This window comes from Epibacterium sp. HA2-3, assembly GCF_055693725.2.
This window is the reverse complement of the sequence record NZ_CM172490.1, coordinates 2885375-2903430: the sequence shown is the minus strand read 5'-3', so window position 1 is coordinate 2903430 and position 18056 is coordinate 2885375. Positions and strand designations below refer to the sequence as shown.

The window sequence follows — 18056 nt, the reverse complement described above, 5'->3', positions numbered from 1 at the left end:
TATAATTAATAAGTTTTATAAGGATGATGTTTTTGTAGTGCACCCCCAAACCAGTGGATTATCGAGTCATCAGTACGGTTCTGCACAACGTGGACAAAGTGGCTGCCTCATTTCCGCCTTCTTGGTGAATAACTTCTTAATAGCCTTAAAAACATGGCCGTTAAGAAATCCTTTACGAAGGTGAATCTGGGGATAACCGGAGGACAAGCTGGGAGAAGAGAAGTTATCCACTCCCCCAAAGTTATCCCAATCCCCCATGGAGGAATCGCGGAGGAATCACCCCAGAATTTGGAACTTCTCCCGCCCTTGCGTTGAGGGTGCAAAATCATACAAAACGTCCCAGAATGATCAGACGTTTTCCCATAGGGTTTTCCACATGAGTACCCACATCCTGCTCGCTTCTGGATCCGAGATCCGCGCAAAACTGCTCCGTCAGGCGGGGGTCGACTTTCGAGTAGAAGTCGCACGCGTGGATGAAGACGCCATTAAGACGGCGCTCGAAGCGGACGGGGCGTCTCCAAGAGATATAGCGGACACACTTGCCGAAGCCAAAGCCCGCAAGGTGTCGGGAAAGTTCCCTGAGGAGATGGTTCTGGGCTGCGATCAGGTGCTCGATTTTGAAGGCACGCTCCTGTCAAAACCCAAAGACAAAGACCAGGCGTTGCAGCAGTTGAAAGCGATGCGCGGAAAGCGTCATATGCTTTTGTCGGCTGCGGTGATCTATCGCGATGCAAAGCCCCTCTGGCGTCACGTTGGACAGGTGCGGCTGGTGATGCGCATGGCCAGCGATGCCTATCTGGAGAGCTATGTGGAACGGAACTGGGAGAGCATCCGTCATGCAGTTGGAGCGTACAAACTCGAAGAAGAGGGCGTGCGGCTGTTTACAACCATTGACGGCAGCTACTTTAATGTCTTGGGTTTGCCGATGTTGGAGCTCATGAACTATCTAGGACTGCAGGGGATTATTGAACAATGACAGAGAACAGGATCCCGCTTGCTGGTGTGATTGGCTGCCCGATTGCCCATTCAAAGTCTCCTCAGTTGCACCGTCACTGGCTCAAGACTTATGGAGTCGACGGACATTACATGCCGATGCACGTGGAACCAGAGGATCTGGAGTCCGTTGTCCGCATGATGCCACGAATGGGATTTGTAGGCGCGAATGTGACAATCCCGCACAAGCAGTCGATCATGGAAATCGCCGACAAGGTAACGGATCGTGCAAAATTGATGGGCGCGGCGAACACTCTGATCTTTCACGAAGATGGCGCCATCGTTGCCGACAACACCGATGGATATGGTTTTATTACCAACCTCCATGAAGGCGCGCCGGATTGGGACGCAAAATCGGGGCCTGCGACCGTTTTTGGCGCGGGAGGTGCCAGCCGCGCCGTGATCGCATCGCTGATTGAGGCCGGCGTTCCCGAGATCCGGCTCACCAATCGAACCCGCTCCCGCGCTAAAGAAGTGGCGCTGACATTTGGGTCGAAGGTCACTGTCGTGGACTGGGTGCAGGCCGGGAATGTGATCGAGGATGCAAGTCTCGTAGTGAACACCACGTCTCTTGGAATGACAGGCCAGCGTCGTTTGCGGGTGCCACTGGATGGGTTGCACTCTGGTATTGTGGTCACGGATCTTGTCTATAACCCTCTCAAAACGGAGCTTCTGCAGGCCGCCGAAGAGGCTGGGTGTACTGTGGTTGATGGTCTGGGCATGTTGTTGCATCAGGCCGTACCGGGCTTTGAACGCTGGTTTGGTCAACGCCCTGAGGTCAACAGCGCCGCGCGTGACGCTATTCTTTGATGGTTTTTTCGCTTGGACTGACCGGATCGATCGGGATGGGCAAATCCACGACAGCTGCCCTCTTTAAGGAGGCAGGCTGTGCGGTTTGGGACGCGGATGCAGCCGTCCACGCGCTCTATGCAAAAGGCGGGGCCGCCGTCGGGCCTATCGGGAATGCCTTCCCAGAGGTGACGGCAGCGGGATTCGTGGATCGCGATATCCTGAAAGAACTGATTTCATTAAATAAATCAGTCTTAAAGGTGCTCGAGGATATCGTTCATCCGCTGGTCCAGGCCGACCGGCAGAGATTTCGCACAACTGCGGAGGCAGACATTCTCGTTTTCGACATCCCACTTTTGTTTGAAACCGGTTCTCAGGCGGAAATGGATGCGGTGGCCTGCGTGTTTGTCTCGCCCGAGACGCAGCGCCAGAGGGTTCTTGCGCGCGGGACCATGACGGAGCCGCAGTTCGAGCAGATCCTTGCAAAGCAGATGCCGATTGAGGAAAAGCTGGCGCGCAGCGACTTCAGGATCGAAACCGACACAATGGAACATGCCCGCGCGCAGGTCACAGCGGTCGTAGAGGATATCAAACGGAGAATGGCGCATGCGTGAAATCGTACTCGATACGGAAACCACAGGCTTTGACCCGTTTTCTGGCGACCGAATTGTCGAAATTGGGGCTGTGGAGCTCCTGAATCATATGCCAACCGGTGAGACATTCCACGTCTACATCAACCCGCAGCGATCGATGCCGCACGAGGCCTTTGGCGTGCATGGTATTGGTCCCGATCTGTTGGAACCACCGCAACCGCCTGCCCCCGGTCAGGTGATCCTGAAGGACAAGCCACTCTTTGCCGAGGTTGGCCAGGCGTTCCTGGACTTTGTGCGTGATTCAAAGATGGTCATTCACAATGCCAGCTTTGATATGAAGTTCCTGAACGCGGAGCTTGGGTGGATGAACCTGCCGCAGCTTCCGATGGATCAGGCTATTGATACTCTGGCCATGGCGCGCAAGCGATTTCCCGGATCTCCGGCAACGCTGGATGCGCTATGCCGACGCTTTGGGATCGACAATTCCAACCGGACGCTACATGGCGCGCTCTTGGACTCCGAGATCCTCGCAGATGTGTACCTCGAGCTGATCGGAGGGCGGCAGCCGGATTTTGGGCTTTCAGCACAATCAAGCGGTGGACAAAACGCAGTTGATACCAATTGGCGCCCCGCGCCGCGTGAGACGCCCCTGCCCTCTCGGCTGACGGCCGAGGAAAAAGCGGCCCACGAAGAGTTTGTGGGCAAACTTGGCGAGGATGCTTTGTGGGCTGTTACCTCGGAATGAAATAGCGCCGCGATCTTTGATCGCAGCGCCAGAGCTTTAATTGACCAGAACGCGAGGGCTCAGTTGGTCACTTCGGCAGGGGCTTCTGCCTGACGACGGGCCAGCTCGTTGCGATAAATCGCAACAAAATCGATGTTGTCGAGGTTCAGCGGCGGGAAACCACCGTCGCGGCTGATGTCGGAAACAATACGACGCAGGAACGGGAACAGCATCCGCGGGCATTCGATCAGCAGGAACGGGTGAAGCTGATCCTCGGGCACGCCTGCGATGTTGAAGATGCCGACATATTCCAGCTCAAGCACAAACAGAACTTCGCCACCGGCTTTGTTCTTTGACTCGATGTTCAGCTTGGTGATGACTTCGTACTGGTTCTCGGTGCTGCGCTTTTTGGCGTCGAGAGCAACCTGCACGTTCACGTCAGGCTGCACTTCGCCCCCCACGCCTTTCTGCGCCATCACATTTTCAAAGGACAGATCGCGGATGAACTGTCCGAGGATGTTCATCTGGACTTGCGGCTGCTGAGCAGTGCCTTCGGCTGCGCCATTTTCGGCCATGGAAATCTCCTGAATTTAACGTGTCGCAGCGTGCTTATCAGCTTGGAGAGCCATGCTCAAAGTCTTATTTCGGACCTTCCACCCAACCAGATGGCCCCTCATTGCGCGGACGCGGCGTTACATCCTCGTAATCGCCGTCAATGACGTCACCCTGCGGACTTTTCCGAGGGTGTTGAGGGTGCTGGCGCGGATCTTGTCCCATCTGAAAGGAGGCGACGGTCACTTTGGTCCTCAGGTAGGCAAAGGCGCGGGTCCTAAAACCGGGAACCAGAAGCAAAAAGCCGAAAGCGTCGGTAAAAAAACCAGGCGTGAGCAAAAGCGCACCGGCAAGCAGGATCATTGCGCCATGCGCGAGCGGCTCCGTCGGGTCGGAAAGACGTTCAAACGACCCACGCAGCTGTCCAAGCGCCAGCCGACCCTGGGTTTTCACCAGCCAGGTCCCCAAAAATGCCGTCAAAACGACGATCCCGAGCGTTGGCCAAAGACCAATCAGACCGCCAACCTGTATAAACAGGGCGATTTCAATGATTGGAACCAGCAGAAAAGCCAGAAAAAGTGGCATGATGGGCGTCCTCTCCTTGGGGCTGAACGGTGGACTTGGTCCCGCCTGTCACCTACATAAGAGCAGAACACGTTGGTTTCAAACCGACAGGTCCTATTGGACGATGAGGTACAAATGGAGTCGCCCTTGATTGAGCTTTTGGTCCTAGCTGGCATCGCGGTTTTTCTGATCCTGCGCCTGAAAAGCGTTCTGGGCACACGTGAAGGGTTTGAAAAGCCCCCGCTTGCCAGCAGCGAAACACGCGCCCCGCAGCGCAAGTTTGAGGTGATCGAGGGCAGCCCCGACGATGACATCATCGCGTATGTCGACGAAGGCAGCCCGCAGGCAAAGGCGCTGAGCGATATGAAACGCTCGGATTCTTCCTTCCAGGTGGCCGAGTTCGTACAGGGTGCCCGCGGCGCTTATGAGATGATCTTGATGGGGTTCGAAACCGGTGAGCTAGACGGTATTCAGCCGTTTATTTCTGATGATATCTTCCAGAGCTTTGTTGACGCGGTGTCCGCGCGTGAAGATCAGGGGCTGACCATCGAGGCTGAATTCATCGGTGTCCGTGAGACGAGCATCATTGACGCCACCTTTGACACAGCGACCTCTACCGCAGAAATCACCGTGCGCTTTGTCGGTGAGCTGACCTCGGCCGTGCGCAACCGCGCGGGTGAAATCGTGGAAGGTGACCCCAAAGCCGTGAAGCGGCAGAAGGACACTTGGACCTTCTCGCGCCAGATGGGCACCGGCGACCCGAATTGGCTGCTGGTGGCAACGGACGCATGACGGAGACGCTTCGGCGTGGACTTGGCGCGGCGTTATTAACTGCAGCCCTTTTTTCCGGCGCCGGCGCGCAATCCGAGACGGGGCCGTCTCTTCGCATACTGGAGTTCACAGAGCTCTCTGATTGGGACCTCGACAACCATGTCGAGGCCCTTCGCGTTTTTCGGGAAACCTGCATGGACATGGACGGGGCAGACTGGCAATCGCTTTGCGCCATGGCCCAGAACGCAGATGACAGCGGTGCGCGCGCGTTTTTTGAGCTGTTTTTTCGACCCGTTCTGATCGAAGACGGAAAAGAAGGTCTGTTCACCGGCTATTTTGAACCTGAACTCAACGGAGCGCGCCAGCGAGGTGGGCGGTTCCAGTATCCGGTCTATCGGATGCCCCCAGAGGCCCGCCAGTCGTCGACCTGGTTGTCTAGACGCGACATTCTTACGTCTGGCGTCATGGACGGGCGGGGATTGGAAATCGCCTGGGTCGATGATCCGGTTGAGTTGTTTTTCCTGCAAATTCAAGGATCTGGTCGGATCAAACTCCAAGATGGATCTGTGATACGTCTTGGGTATGGCGGCGCAAACGGGCATCCCTATCGCTCAATCGGGCAGGAAATGGTCCGGCGTGGGATCTACAACCTGCATCAAGTGAGCGCAGGTGTGATCCAGAACTGGGTTCGCCGTAATCCGGGACCGGGGATGGAGCTGTTGATGCACAACCCCTCATATGTGTTCTTTCGCGAGGTGCGCAAAGTGCCCTCCAACCGGGGACCATTGGGCGCCATGAACAGATCGATCACGCCGATGCGTTCGATCGCGGTTGATCCGGCTTATACGCCGCTGGGCGCCCCCGTTTGGATCGAGAAGAATGGGCAGACCAAGATGCGGCGGCTGATGATTGCACAGGACACCGGCTCTGCCATCAAAGGCGCGCAGCGTGCCGATATTTTCTTTGGGCCCGGTGACGAGGCCGGGCGTCAGGCCGGGCAACTGCGCGATCCGGGGCGGATGATGGTGCTTATGCCCATTCAACGCGCCTATGCCATGTTGCCGGATGATCTGTGATGACCCGGCGCAAACTGACAGAAGATGAGATCGACCTTTGGCAACAGGTTGTGAAACACACTGAACGGCTGCATGCCAACCGCGAAAAAAAGGGCGGAGACCATGCCGACCCCCCTACCCCTTTGCCAAAAGCCAAACCGCGACGCAGCGCGCCAGCACCCCTGCCCCAGTTCGAGGTAGGCAGCAAAGCCCGCGCGAAACTGCCCGGTCATGATCTAAAAGCCTCACCGGCGCGCAAGCTCGCCACTGATCCTTTGCAGATGGATGAAAAAGCCTTTCGTCGGATGAAGCGCGGGAAACTCAAACCCGAGGGCAAGCTTGACCTGCACGGGATGCGTATGGACTCCGCCCATGGTGCTTTGACCCGCTTTATCCTGTCGGCGCAGGCCTCGAACAAGCGGCTGGTGCTGGTGATCACTGGTAAGGGTAAGGACCGCGATGAGCCGGGTCCGATGCCAGTGCCGCGCGGAGTTCTGCGACATCAGGTACCGCAATGGCTCACCCTGCAACCTCTCGCACAGGCGGTGCTGCAGGTGACGCCTGCGCATATCAGTCATGGAGGCGAAGGCGCATATTACGTCTATTTGAGACGCACGCGCTGATGTGTCCTCAGCGCGCTTCCTGCCGTTGCTGCCGCGCGAGCAAGAGTTTCCCATGGTCGGTGACGATGGTTTGAGACTGCGGCAGGATCTGTTGAAACAGCGTCGGATCAACTGGGCCGAACAGGCGACTGACGTTGCTCGCGGATCGTATGACCGCCAGCAAACTAGGTGATGTCGCCGCCACAAAATGCCCAGAGGCTGCATCCGCATTAAATGCTGTCAGGTCGATTACCTCGATGGGCCATTTCATCAGCCGCTCTGCTGATTTGATGTTTCCAAGACGCTCCCCCTCGCTTGTGCCACGCAGTCGACCGGAAATATTGAGGATATGATCTTTCTCCGAGACCATCACACCAAATGGCTGCGGAACCTGTTTGAGATCCATCATCTGGCTCTCAAATACATCCACATCGAGATCAGGTGAGATCAGGATGACCCCACCATTGAGCGTGCGGGCTGCCCAACCGGGATTTCGCAGATCGGCCTGGCGCAACATCTCCATCGCAAGCGCGGTTCCCATGGAATGCGCTACCAGAATGATGCGCTCTGCCCCCGCCTGTTTGACGCGCCGCACGGTCTCCTCAAGCCCGTCGCGGGCAAAGAGCATGCTGTCGATGTCATAGGCATAGCCGAAAGCACGTCCACGGCTGGGCCATGAATACATCACCAGGGATCCGGGAAGTTCTACGTCATGCGCCATTTGCGCCGAGCGATAGGCGGTTTCCGGGTGCGTGCTGTTATAGCCATGCACAAAGATTGTCACCTCGCGCAGAGGCCAGTTGTTTTCCCGCTGCTCGCGCAGAAACCGGGCCCGAAGGTCACTGACACTCGCGACCGGTAGCTCTTCGGCAATTGCAAAATTCTTGTGTGGGTCCGGGTTCTTGTAGCGATAGGAGAGCTCTCCCGGGCTGTGATTTGGCGGGATGGTCACTGTCATTTCCATCATCCGCAGCTGCTCGGAGCGCCTAAAACCATAGGTGCCATCCGCTTCTTGTGCGCGGGTGGTGGTGGAGAACACGGTATAGGGAGTTCCAATTTCCACGGCCTCTGGAACAATTGGCATGAGGTCGCGATCTGCACAGGCCGAAAGCCCCAGAAAGACGCAGAGCACCAGCATGGCGTTCTTCATGTTGGCCCCTTTTTTGCGCCTCGGATGAGCCTTGCCCGGCGGTGTTGTCGGGCAAGGCATAGATATACGCGTTCCGATTTCAGAGCACGTAGCGGCTGAGATCGGTGGATTTGGTCAATTCGCCCAAATTCTTGGTCACAAAGGGCTCATCTACGATGATCTCTTCACCGGATCGATCCGGCGCAGCAAAGGACATCTCCTCAAAGACCCGCTCCATTACCGTGTAGAGACGCCGCGCGCCGATGTTCTCCACCGTGTGGTTCACTTCGGCGGCAATCTGCGCAAGGGCGTGGATCCCGTCCTTGGTGAAGGTCACTTTGACTTTTTCCGTGCCCAAGAGCGCCTCGTACTGGCGTGTCAGCGCATTGTCGGTTTCGGTCAGGATGCGCACAAAATCCTCTTCACTGAGGGCGCGCAGGTTTACGCGGATCGGTAAACGGCCTTGCAGCTCAGGTAGGAGATCAGAAGGCTTAGCGATGTGGAACGCACCGGACGCTATGAACAGGATATGGTCGGTTTTGACTGGGCCATGTTTGGTGCTGACTGTGGTGCCTTCGATCAGCGGCAGCAAGTCCCGCTGCACGCCCTCACGGCTGACGTCGCCACCACGCGCATCCGAACGGGCGCAGACCTTGTCGATCTCATCAAGGAACACGATACCGTTCTGCTCTACTGCTTCCAATGCAGCATTGTTTACGGTTTCATCATCCAGAAGCTTGTCCGCTTCTTCCCCGATCAACACGTCATAGCTCTCGGCAACGGTGAGCTTTTTGCGTGTGGTACGCCCGCCCATGGCTTTTCCGAAGAGATCACCGAGGTTCATCATCCCCATGTTTGCACCTGGCTGACCCGGAATTTCAAACATACCGCCCATGGGGTTGGAGGTATCGGCGATGTCCAACTCGATCACCGTGTCATCGAGCTCGCCTGCCTTGAGCTTTTTGCGGAACATCTCGAGCGTGCTCTCGCGGGCATCGGTTCCGGCGATCGCTTCGAGCACACGGTCCTCGGCTGCTTTATGCGCTTTGGCTTTGACGTCCTCTCGCATGTGTTCGCGCGTTTGCACGATGGCGGTATCCACGAGATCACGCACGATTTGTTCCACGTCGCGTCCGACATAGCCAACCTCGGTGAATTTGGTAGCTTCGACCTTGATGAAAGGCGCGCGCGCCAGCTTTGCCAAGCGGCGCGAAATTTCGGTCTTGCCGACGCCAGTGGGGCCGATCATCAGGATATTCTTTGGATGCACTTCGTCGCGCAGGTCATCCGGCAGCTGTTTGCAGCGCCAGCGATTGCGCAACGCTACAGCGACAGCGCGTTTGGCATCCTTTTGGCCAATGATGAACCGGTCGAGTTCAGAAACGATTTCGCGGGGGGTCAGATCTGTCATGTCTATCCCTTGAGGTCAGTGAGAAGGTGGCAGCCGATGAAGCGGCAGCACACCAGAAAGGAGCGAAAGCAGCGCGGCGCGGATCCGGACCCAGAAGGCGCCAAGGATCACCAGAACCACGCCAAGCGCCAGGATGCTGATCCCGGTGCCCTCGCTGTCGAAAACCGTTGTACTCAGCGCCACGATATAGCCGATTGCGGTGATCAGGAACGATCGCCTGTCAATGACGATGGCAATGAGCGCAAAGCAGCCAAGAACCAGTGCAAGTACCACACCCTCATCGGATGTGAGCAGCGACAGGGCGATTGTGTTCACCAGCGCGGGAGCCGCAACCACATGTAGCCAGAACCCCTGTGCGGAGCGCCGTGTCACGCGATGAGGATCGCTCAGGTCGAAGGCCATGGCGACGGCAAAGACCAACAGACCAACCACAAGCGTGATCCAGGCAAAAGGACCATTGGCGCTCAGAAGGAAGAGATCACCGAGTTCTGTTGGCACACCGGATTGATCTGCCGCAACGATCAGCGCTACGGCAAAGAGACCAAGCGCAATCAGCGCCATGGCAAATGGCACGCGAAAGCGTCCCCAGAATACAAACAGCGCAAGTGTTGACAGCCCGAGTGCCATTGGCAGCGAAGAGTAGTCTTGCTGGGCGATCATGAAGGGCTGGGCATACTGAGCGACAAAGCCCATTGCGGCATTACCGGCAAACATGACCGAGAGAGCAATGGCAGGCGCCACCATGCGACGACGGCGGACAAAATATTCGGACAGGCCCCAAAGGATCGCCGCGCCAAAAAGCGCGGCTGAGGTGGCCTGCGTGCGGTAATTTACGATCTCGGTGAACATCGAGGCGGTATTGACTGCAATCCAGCCCATCGCGAGGATCACAAGGCCGATGACGATGAAAATCTCGTTGAACCCCTTGAACAACTCAAAGGGTTCATCGCCGGGTGCCAGATCCTCGCGCGCACCGCGGCGGCTGTCCGCGAGGGCCGACAAGGACGCGGCCTGTGCTTCGGTCAGAAGGCCAGACCCGACCGCGGCCCTGAGGTCATCGCGCGATATCATTTGCCGATGCGCTCCACCGTGAGGTTGCCGTTGGTGTAGACGCAGATGTCAGAGGCGATCGCCATTGCGTCACGGGCCACTGTTTCTGCGTCGCGGTCGCTGTCCATCATGCCGCGCGCCGCTGCCAAGGCAAAGTTGCCGCCAGACCCGATGGCGGCCACATCATGTTCTGGTTCCAACACATCGCCAGCGCCGGTGATGACATAGAGATCCTTGCCATCGGTGACGATCAGCATTGCCTCCAGTTTTTGCAGGTATTTGTCAGTGCGCCAGTCCTTGGCTAGCTCGACGCTCGCGCGCTGAAGCTGTCCTGGCGTTGCCTCCAGTTTGGCTTCGAGCCGCTCAAGGAGGGTGAAGGCATCCGCCGTGGATCCGGCAAAGCCTGCCACCACGTCATATCCGCCGGGCGACAGGCGGCGCACCTTGCGGGCGCTGCCCTTGATCACGGTCTGACCGAGCGAGACTTGACCGTCCCCAGCGACGACTACCTCGTCCCCTTTGCGCACCCCGATGATGGTTGTGCCATGCCAGCCGGGGAATTGATCCTCTGCCATAAAAGCCTCCGTTTCTTTGCTGACCTATATGGAAGTATCCCCCACGCGGCACAAGGGCAGGGTCGGGGATGATCCCTCGGGGAGGGCGCGAGAAAAAGTTTAAACTCTGCTTAATTGCTATGCGCTGAGTGCAATACGGGGCTGAAAAATGGGCAATTGTGAGACTCAGAAAGCAAACCTAAATACGCATCAACAACCGACATGAGGTCGGCTGGATCTATCAAGGAACACGATCATGGCAAACGCAAGCAACATCATTGCACCGGCCGGCTCTGTCGCAGTTCTGCGCGCAGTCGATTTCTTCTTCAACCTGCGCAGCAACTTTGCTGACTGGAATGAAGCCCGCATTACCCGCAAAGCTCTGTCGCAGCTGAGCGACGCGCAGCTGGAAGACATCGGCCTGACCCGTGCCGACATCGCAGCACTGTAACGCTCGATGACATATCTGGTGAAGTAAGAGCCGTCCTGACGCAGGGCGGCTTTTCCTTTTGTGGGGTGGCTCTCCACATTATCATGAAAAAAGGCGCCTCCCGAGGGACGCGCCTTTTCTATGTTTATCTGGGTCTCAGATCAGATGGATTCGTCGATCCAGCTCTTGAGCGCGGCCTTGGGAGCGGCGCCGGCGCGGTTGGAAACCACCTGACCATCCTTGAAGACGAACAGAGCTGGAATACCGCGCACACCCATGGCAGCAGCGGCATTCGGGTTGCTGTCGACATCAACCTTGGCGATTTTTACCTTGTCGCCATACTCGGCTGCCAGCTCTTCCAGAGCGGGGCCGATCTGTTTGCACGGGCCACACCATTCGGCCCAGAAGTCCACCACAACGGGGACATCGGAATTCTTGACTTCGGCGTCGAAGGTGGCGTCGGTAACGGCTACGGTGGACATGGATATGTCTCCTGAGAAGATTGGCAACTGGAGCGAAACCTATGGACGCTCAGACATGGCGTCAAGGTTCCAGTCGCTGGAAACCCGCCCGTTCACGGGCCTGTGTAATCAAGGTGACCGGTAGTGACATGAGCGTCGCCGTGCGCGTCCAGAGGATTGCAGTCTCGATCTGGCGATCTGGATAGATCTGGCGCAGGGCGACATCATAGGCACCCATCTGACGCAGCAGACCTTCTGGACAGGCTTCGGCGCTTTGGGGGACCACGGCGTTTGACTTGAAATCGACCGCAAGCACGCGATCCGGGGTAATCACCAGCCTGTCAATGATACCGTGCAGCCGAGCTGTGCCCAGATCGGCAGAGACCGGCACCTCTGCGAGCGTACCGGGGGCAAAGATATCTGCGCAGTCATCTGAGCAAAGCACCTTCCGGGCCTCTGCCAGGAGGGCCTTCCAATCCTCATGCTGTGCAATGGCTTCGGCGCGGTTGTCCCAGTACTCTTCTGGAAGCTTGGGCAGATGCTCCAGCAAGAGATGCAACGCAGTGCCCCGCGCTTTGGCGTCCTCTTCGCTCAGGCCGCTGTCGCCAGGCAGAGCCTTTGCACCGCCCAGATCCTCCGAGGGACGCAGGGTCGCCGCTGGCGCGACATAGGCAGGGGCGGCGCGACGAAAGACCTCTGGCAACGTGATTTCGTCTTCTTCGGTCAAATCCGATGGCACAAAGACGGGGGCTTCCCAGTCGCCATGAGCCCAGCGTAAGCCTTCTCCGCCGGGCGCGTCATAGGGCAGGGCTCCCATGGTTTTCATGGCGGCCTCAACCCGCTGGTACCAGCTGTCACCCCCCTTATCGAGATCACCAGCCCCAGCCACGATGAGCCATTTTTCCGCGCGCGTCAGAGCCACATACAACAAGCGCAGACGCTCGTTCGCCTGCTTTTCCTGTGCAAAGACGCGTGCGGCATCCATTGCAGGGGGCATCTGATCGCTGCTCATACGCCAGAGAGGGGTGCCGTCGACCTCCATCACCTCGGCTGCGGGGGACGGACGGCGTTTGGTGGTATCAGGCAGGATCACAATCGGTGCTTCCAACCCTTTGGATCCATGCACCGACATTACACGGATCATCGAACTTGCGGCCCCCATTTGTCGTTTGATCTCAAGATCATCGGTCTGCATCCAGACAAGGAACCCGGTGAGGCTTGGCACTTCGGTCCGTTCATAGGCCAAGGCCTGCGACAACAGCGCGTTGATCCCGTCTTCGGCCTCCGTTCCAAGGCGGCCAAGGATCTTGGCGCGCCCCAGATGACGGGTCAATATCCGCTCAATAAGATCATAGGGCCTCAGAAAGTCCGCCTGGCGGCGCAGATCATTGAGGATCTCCATGGTCTGGGGAAATTCCTCGGAACGTGCTCGCAGCGCAGGCCAGAGGTGCATTTCACTCCGCCGATGTGCGAGGTCAAAGAGCTGCTGCTCGCTCCAGCCGAAGATCGGGGATTTCAGGGCCTCGGCAAGCGACAGGGAGTCCTCGGGCAATGCAAGAAACCGCAATAGCGCTGCAATGTCTTTGACCGCCAGTTCCGCGCCCACCTTCAGGCGATCCGCGCCCGCAATCGGCAGGCCGGCGGCCTTGCAGGCGCGAATGATCTCGGAAAAGAGATCCGATCGTCGCTGCACGAGGATCAGGAAATCGCCTGCATGCACGGGGCGGCGCTGAAACGTGCCACGCTCGGGGCCGTCTTCGGGGATCGTCACACCTTGCGCAATCATCTCTTTGATCTGATTGGCAATCCGCTCTGCAAGGATTACGGAATGATGGCGAGGGCTGGGACGATCAACTGGATCGGTCCAATCGCGCTCTTCTTCGTCTTCGGTTTTTTCCACCAAAGGCCACAGATCGACACGCCCCGGCAAATCGAACTTGAATGCCTGATGCTTGGCATCGCCGGCAAACCCTGCACGGTGTTCTCCGTCAAAGACGACATCCACAAGGCCAAGAATTGCCGCCGAGGATCGAAAGGAAAATGCGAGGCTGGCGTTTTGCAAACCTTCGCCGGTGTCCTTGAGCCTGTTCCCAAACTCCGCCTGCATGCGGTCAAAGGCGTCCGGGTCGGCGCCCTGAAAGGAATAAATCGACTGTTTTTTGTCACCGACCACGAAGATCGTGCGCTCCACATCGGCGCGCGCGCCTTCACCTGCGGTGAACTCCTGTGCGAGCTTTTCAACCACATCCCACTGAACTGGGCTTGTGTCCTGCGCTTCGTCCACAAGGATGTGGTCGATGCCGCCATCCAGACGATAGAGCACCCAGGCTGCGACCGCGGGATCATTCAAAAGATTTCGGGCTTTGACGATCAGGTCATCAAAGTCCAACCAACCACGCAGCTGTTTGCGTCGCTCGTATTCGGGCAGAAAAACCCGGGCAAAATTATGCAGAACGATGGATTTTTCCATCGCATCCAGTGCGAGCCGCTTGGGGCGGGCAGCTTCGACCCGCGCCATGAAGGGCTCAAGCTGATCCATCAGGACACCGTTGCTTTCGCGCAGCTTCTTGGTGGGAAAGCTGCCTATCTTGGCGCTGAAGGGATCTTTGGCGCTTTTGCCGGTAAGGAACACATCCTCCAGAAGGGGGAGCGCATCCGGGGTGACTGCAGTGATCCGAGCAAGTTTGTCAGCGTTCTTGGTGTCCGTGGCTCCGCCCGATTTCAGCATCTCGATGGTACGCGACAGGATCTCTGCCTCATTGCCTAGGAAAACCTCGGCTTGCAGCGCGCTACGGTCATACCCGGCTGGAAGATCAAAAACCTCACCCAGTCTGTTGTGGTCCAGCGCCGGGTCGAACCCGGCTTGGCGGCGGCAGATCTCGGCCGTCAGGGTCTCAAAATCCAGGCCACCGATATGGAAGGAGGCCGCTTCTACAACATGTGCGTCCGGGCCTTGCGCCATATCCTCTGCGATCTCGGCGCGCAGCATGGCGGCCGCGCGGTCTTCCATTTCGGTAAACTGTGGGCTGACACCGGCCTCAAGCGGGAAACGGCGCAGGAGTGATGAACAAAAAGAGTGAATGGTCTGGATCTTGAGACCACCGGGAGTCTCGATCGCGCGCGCAAACAGGGTTCTGGCCTGCGCCAGCCCATCGCCTATGGCTGCGTCCTCAGCACCGAGATCCACCAGTGCTGCGCGCAGTTTGGTATCGGGCAGCATCGCCCATTCCCCAAGACGTTGAAACAAGCGGTTCTGCATCTCGCTCGCCGCCGCCTTGGTATAGGTCAGGCAGAGAATGTGCTGCGGCTCCACGCCGCGCAGCAACAGGCGCGCGACTCGATCCGTGAGCACCTTGGTCTTGCCCGAGCCGGCATTGGCGGCAAGCCAAGTAGAGGCATCTGGGCGGGCGGCGCGAAACTGTGCCTCTGAGGCGGCGTTGCGGCTCATGTCAAATCCTCCGGCACCGGATCCGAACTGCGATCCCATTCGCCATAGCGGGCAAGGTGATCGTAATCCCCGGCAAAATCATCCCGGTGTACCATTCGGCGGCTGCTAAAGCCTTGCTCTGCGTCGAAATACGCTTCGACCAGACTGCGCAACTCCGCCCACACCTTTGCGGGTGGCTCGTCCAGAATGGGTGCGGCAACCTCCTTCACCGGAGGCTTCAATCCGATATAGAGCGCACGCTCCACCCGCGCCGCACCATAGTCTGAAAACGCGCCCTGTTCGGCCATGGCGGTCTCGATCAGAAGCTGTTTTTCAAAGGATTTCTGCTGTTTTTCCGAAGGCGGGTCGCCCGTCTTGTAATCATACAGATGAAGCAAGCCACGCTCGTCCACATCGATCCGGTCCGCCTTGGCCGCGATTTCGAAATCAAGTGGATCAAGACGGACCTGGCCAGATTTCTCAAACCCTGATGGGCGCGCCCGCGACTGACGTTGTCGTTCACCGGTGACAAAATCTTCGGCCACTTTCTTTAGGCGGGTTAGCCAAAGCGTGCGCGCAACGGGCCAGGGCACCTCGGTTTCGAGGACGCGCTGGGCGTGGTCGATGAAGTGACGGGCCGAGAGATTTTCCGGCTGCTCTTGAGCGGATCTTATAAAGTCTTCCAACACCTTGTGGATGATTGTGCCGCGCAGCAGCGCATCAGGTTCCTGCAGCAGCGGATCCACGGGTTTCAGGCGCAGTACATGTTTGGCGTAGATCGCATAAGGATCACGGATCAGTTTTGGAATTTCTGTCACCGTCAATCTACGGGGCCGTGCTGCAACTGGCGGGCGCGGCGAGGGGCGTGGGCTCAGAGGGGTTGGCACTGGCGCATCAAGAACGCTTGCCCAATCCAGCCAGACCTGGCCGCGCATTCGCATGGCTGACAGCGCGGCTTGTCCGCCCTGATCCGGCAGACCTCCCAGAAGGTTAGTCATACGGTTGAGCCAGCGCGACGGGACCGTGTCGGCCTCTTCTGAGCGGACAGCACGCGTGAGCCAGACTTCGGGCGCTGCGACAGCCTGCTGAAAATCATGTGCGGATAGGCCAATGCGCCGCTCTGGCAGCAAAAGGCCCGCCTCGTGGCGCAATTTACGATTGAGCCAGGGATCAGGACGCGCGGCTTCTGGCCAGCTGCCCTCGTTGAGACCACCGAGGATAACAAGATCGGCGCCTTGCACGCGGGCCTCGAGCGTGCCCCAGATCATAATGGATCCATATGGCGCATCGCGATCCCGCACCTCGCCCTGCGACAAGAGTGCGCCCAGGAGGTCTGCAAAATCGCGCGCGGTCATGTCGCCACCGTGAGGTGATTGTGCCTGCAATTCCTCAAGAACGTCGCGCGCTGCGTTCCCAGCTTTTTTTTCCCAGAGCTCGCCCGTGCCGCCGACCTGCGATCCTGCTGCGATCCCTTCGGCGGTCTCACGCAAATCTGACACCCAGTCACTCAGGGCGCGCGTGCCCGTCCGATCTCGACCGGCAAAGCTCTGCGCTAGCCAATCTGACCAACCCGGCTGCAAATCGCGCGTGCTCCCAAAGGCACTGAGGCTCTCGCAGTCCGGGAAGGGCGGTCCGTTGCGGCGCATATGGAGCTCCAGATCACGGGTGTGCAGCAAATGCAGACCTCGCTCCGCGCCGGAATGGGTGAGCGGATGCTTGAGAAGCGTGAGCAACATATCGGCCTGAAGCGGGCGACAAAACAGATCGGCCACATGTCGCAGAAACCGTCCAGGGGGCGACAATTGAAGCGGCAATCCCGCAGAATCGTCTGGCAGAATGTCCCAGCGATCCAGCGCGGCAGAGACCTGGCGCGTCAGCATGCGGTCGGGCGTGATCAGGGCTGCGGTCTGACCGTCCTCGGCTGCCTGACGCAGGCGCAAAGCGATAGCCAAGGCTTCGCTTCGGGGATTTGCGGCCTCCACCAGCGTCAGCGCCTCTGTGGCTTGGTCCAGATCTTTGAGGTGGGGTCCTTCACTCATCCAGGCATCCGTCACCGGAGCTGGGCGAAGTGCGAGAGAAATCAACCGATTGCGAGCAGGAGATTGGGGCGTTGTATCAACCCAGCGGCAAATATCCGAGGGGCGTAGATCAAGGTCGCGCATCAGTTTGTGAAACCGGTATTGCGGATGATCTTCCGCAACCAACCCATCTGTCAGGCTCTCCCAGACGGGTTCTGGCTGGTCAAAATCAAATCCCGGCAAGACGACCGCGCCCTGTGGTAGGCGAGCAATCGCCTCCATCAGAAGTAGCGTCGTGCCCCGAGACCCGGTTGAGCCTGCCAGAATGATGGGATGCGTTGGTGGCGTCTGTTCCCATTCTGCGATCAGATCCATCACAACCTGCCGCTGCCGGGCATTCACGTCGAGCGCACCTTCGTGCATGTCCACAAATTGATCCGCGATGCCGATGAAGTCCTGCGCCCGTTTCCAGTGCCCGGACATATCAGACACATCAAGCGCGCGGATCTGATCGGTGCTCACGCCTTCACTCTGCATCTCGTCGATCAATTCGGCCAGGCTGTCGGAAAGATCGTAAAGCGAGGCGCGAGCAGCCAAATCGGGCTGCGCATCCAGTAGCTTTGCGATCAACTGCGAAAGCTCCAGACGGCGGCGCAGCGGAGGCAGTGCAGGTGGCAGGCCGCGTAGATTTGCTTCTTTGCTCAATCCCGACAGGAGCGAGATGCGAGGCAAGAGACGCGCTGGTCCTGCGTCAAACAACTGCCGCACGCGGCGTTGCATGCGTTCCGTGTTGAGGATCAACTCGACCCGTGCCAACTCTTCCGGGAGGGCATCGGCAAAACGGGCAGTGAGTCCGTCATAAAGTGCGCGTGGGAAATCTACACCACAAGGGACCGCAAACAGCCTGGGTTTGGTTTGAGACGGATCAAACAT

Annotated in this window: 17 protein-coding genes; 8 read left to right on the top strand and 9 right to left on the bottom strand. The window is 58.2% G+C overall.

All coding sequences use genetic code 11. The features are described 5' to 3' along the window. Positions 1–376: 376 nt before the first annotated feature. From ACZ1HH_RS13590 to dnaQ, 4 genes are read left to right on the top strand one after another with little or no spacing between them, the layout of a single operon-like run. Positions 377–976 carry a Maf family protein gene (locus ACZ1HH_RS13590; RefSeq protein WP_472636896.1) on the top strand — a complete coding sequence of 200 codons (600 nt, stop codon included), beginning with the start codon at positions 377–379 and terminating at the stop codon, positions 974–976. After that, positions 973–1803 (top strand): shikimate dehydrogenase, encoded by an 831-nt coding sequence (locus ACZ1HH_RS13585; RefSeq protein WP_472636895.1) that lies wholly within the window; start codon positions 973–975, stop codon positions 1801–1803. The genes ACZ1HH_RS13590 and ACZ1HH_RS13585 overlap by 4 nt, the downstream gene beginning before the upstream one ends. Next, entirely contained in the window at positions 1803–2396 is a 594-nt protein-coding gene (gene coaE, locus ACZ1HH_RS13580; protein WP_472636894.1) for a dephospho-CoA kinase, read from the top strand. The genes ACZ1HH_RS13585 and coaE overlap by 1 nt, the downstream gene beginning before the upstream one ends. Next, a complete protein-coding gene (gene dnaQ / locus ACZ1HH_RS13575) occupies positions 2389–3120 on the top strand; it encodes a DNA polymerase III subunit epsilon (protein ID WP_472636893.1) in 732 nt (243 codons plus the stop codon). The genes coaE and dnaQ overlap by 8 nt, the downstream gene beginning before the upstream one ends. Positions 3121–3179: 59 nt before the next feature. Here the strand turns inward: dnaQ and secB are convergent, their stop codons facing one another. Then, a complete protein-coding gene (gene secB / locus ACZ1HH_RS13570) occupies positions 3180–3674 on the bottom strand; it encodes a protein-export chaperone SecB (protein WP_011540170.1) in 495 nt (164 codons plus the stop codon). Between the two features lie 64 nt (positions 3675–3738). Then, on the bottom strand, positions 3739–4236 hold the full coding sequence (locus ACZ1HH_RS13565) for an FxsA family protein (RefSeq protein ID WP_011540169.1): 498 nt from the start codon (positions 4234–4236) through the stop codon (positions 3739–3741). 114 nt (positions 4237–4350) lie between these two features. Here ACZ1HH_RS13565 and ACZ1HH_RS13560 point away from each other — a divergent pair, with 114 nt between their 5' ends. Genes ACZ1HH_RS13560 through ACZ1HH_RS13550 form a run of 3 tightly spaced genes read left to right on the top strand, consistent with a single transcriptional unit; the run spans position 4351 to position 6664 of the window. Further along, positions 4351–5007, top strand: coding sequence for a Tim44/TimA family putative adaptor protein (locus tag ACZ1HH_RS13560; protein WP_416367565.1), 657 nt, complete (start codon positions 4351–4353; stop codon positions 5005–5007). After that, positions 5004–6062 (top strand): murein transglycosylase A, encoded by a 1059-nt coding sequence (gene mltA / locus ACZ1HH_RS13555; protein WP_416367564.1) that lies wholly within the window; start codon positions 5004–5006, stop codon positions 6060–6062. The genes ACZ1HH_RS13560 and mltA overlap by 4 nt, the downstream gene beginning before the upstream one ends. After that, positions 6062–6664 carry a Smr/MutS family protein gene (locus tag ACZ1HH_RS13550; protein WP_472636892.1) on the top strand — a complete coding sequence of 201 codons (603 nt, stop codon included), beginning with the start codon at positions 6062–6064 and terminating at the stop codon, positions 6662–6664. The genes mltA and ACZ1HH_RS13550 overlap by 1 nt, the downstream gene beginning before the upstream one ends. A 7-nt stretch (positions 6665–6671) precedes the next feature. On the opposite strand, the gene ACZ1HH_RS13545 is transcribed toward ACZ1HH_RS13550, so the two are convergent. From ACZ1HH_RS13545 to hslV, 4 genes are all read right to left on the bottom strand, one after another. After that, positions 6672–7793 (bottom strand): alpha/beta hydrolase, encoded by a 1122-nt coding sequence (locus ACZ1HH_RS13545; RefSeq protein ID WP_472636891.1) that lies wholly within the window; start codon positions 7791–7793, stop codon positions 6672–6674. A 79-nt stretch (positions 7794–7872) separates the two neighbouring features. Then, positions 7873–9183: an ATP-dependent protease ATPase subunit HslU gene (hslU, locus tag ACZ1HH_RS13540; RefSeq protein ID WP_472636890.1), complete on the bottom strand. Its 1311-nt coding sequence runs from the start codon at positions 9181–9183 to the stop codon at positions 7873–7875. Positions 9184–9198: 15 nt separating this feature from the next. After that, a complete protein-coding gene (locus tag ACZ1HH_RS13535; protein ID WP_472636889.1) occupies positions 9199–10254 on the bottom strand; it encodes a hypothetical protein in 1056 nt (351 codons plus the stop codon). Next, a complete protein-coding gene (gene hslV / locus ACZ1HH_RS13530) occupies positions 10251–10808 on the bottom strand; it encodes an ATP-dependent protease subunit HslV (RefSeq protein ID WP_011540162.1) in 558 nt (185 codons plus the stop codon). Before hslV ends, ACZ1HH_RS13535 begins: the two co-directional genes overlap by 4 nt. Before the next feature lie 235 nt (positions 10809–11043). Here hslV and ACZ1HH_RS13525 point away from each other — a divergent pair, with 235 nt between their 5' ends. Continuing rightward, positions 11044–11238, top strand: coding sequence for a DUF1127 domain-containing protein (locus ACZ1HH_RS13525; RefSeq protein WP_011540161.1), 195 nt, complete (start codon positions 11044–11046; stop codon positions 11236–11238). Between the two features lie 140 nt (positions 11239–11378). Here ACZ1HH_RS13525 and trxA read toward each other — a convergent pair whose 3' ends face one another. The 3 genes from trxA to addB form a co-directional block, all read right to left on the bottom strand. Continuing rightward, positions 11379–11699: a thioredoxin gene (gene trxA, locus ACZ1HH_RS13520; protein WP_005616100.1), complete on the bottom strand. Its 321-nt coding sequence runs from the start codon at positions 11697–11699 to the stop codon at positions 11379–11381. Positions 11700–11760: 61 nt separating this feature from the next. Further along, positions 11761–15126 carry a double-strand break repair helicase AddA gene (addA, locus tag ACZ1HH_RS13515; protein ID WP_472636888.1) on the bottom strand — a complete coding sequence of 1122 codons (3366 nt, stop codon included), beginning with the start codon at positions 15124–15126 and terminating at the stop codon, positions 11761–11763. Continuing rightward, positions 15123–18056 (bottom strand): double-strand break repair protein AddB, encoded by a 2934-nt coding sequence (addB, locus tag ACZ1HH_RS13510; protein WP_487320308.1) that lies wholly within the window; start codon positions 18054–18056, stop codon positions 15123–15125. Before addB ends, addA begins: the two co-directional genes overlap by 4 nt.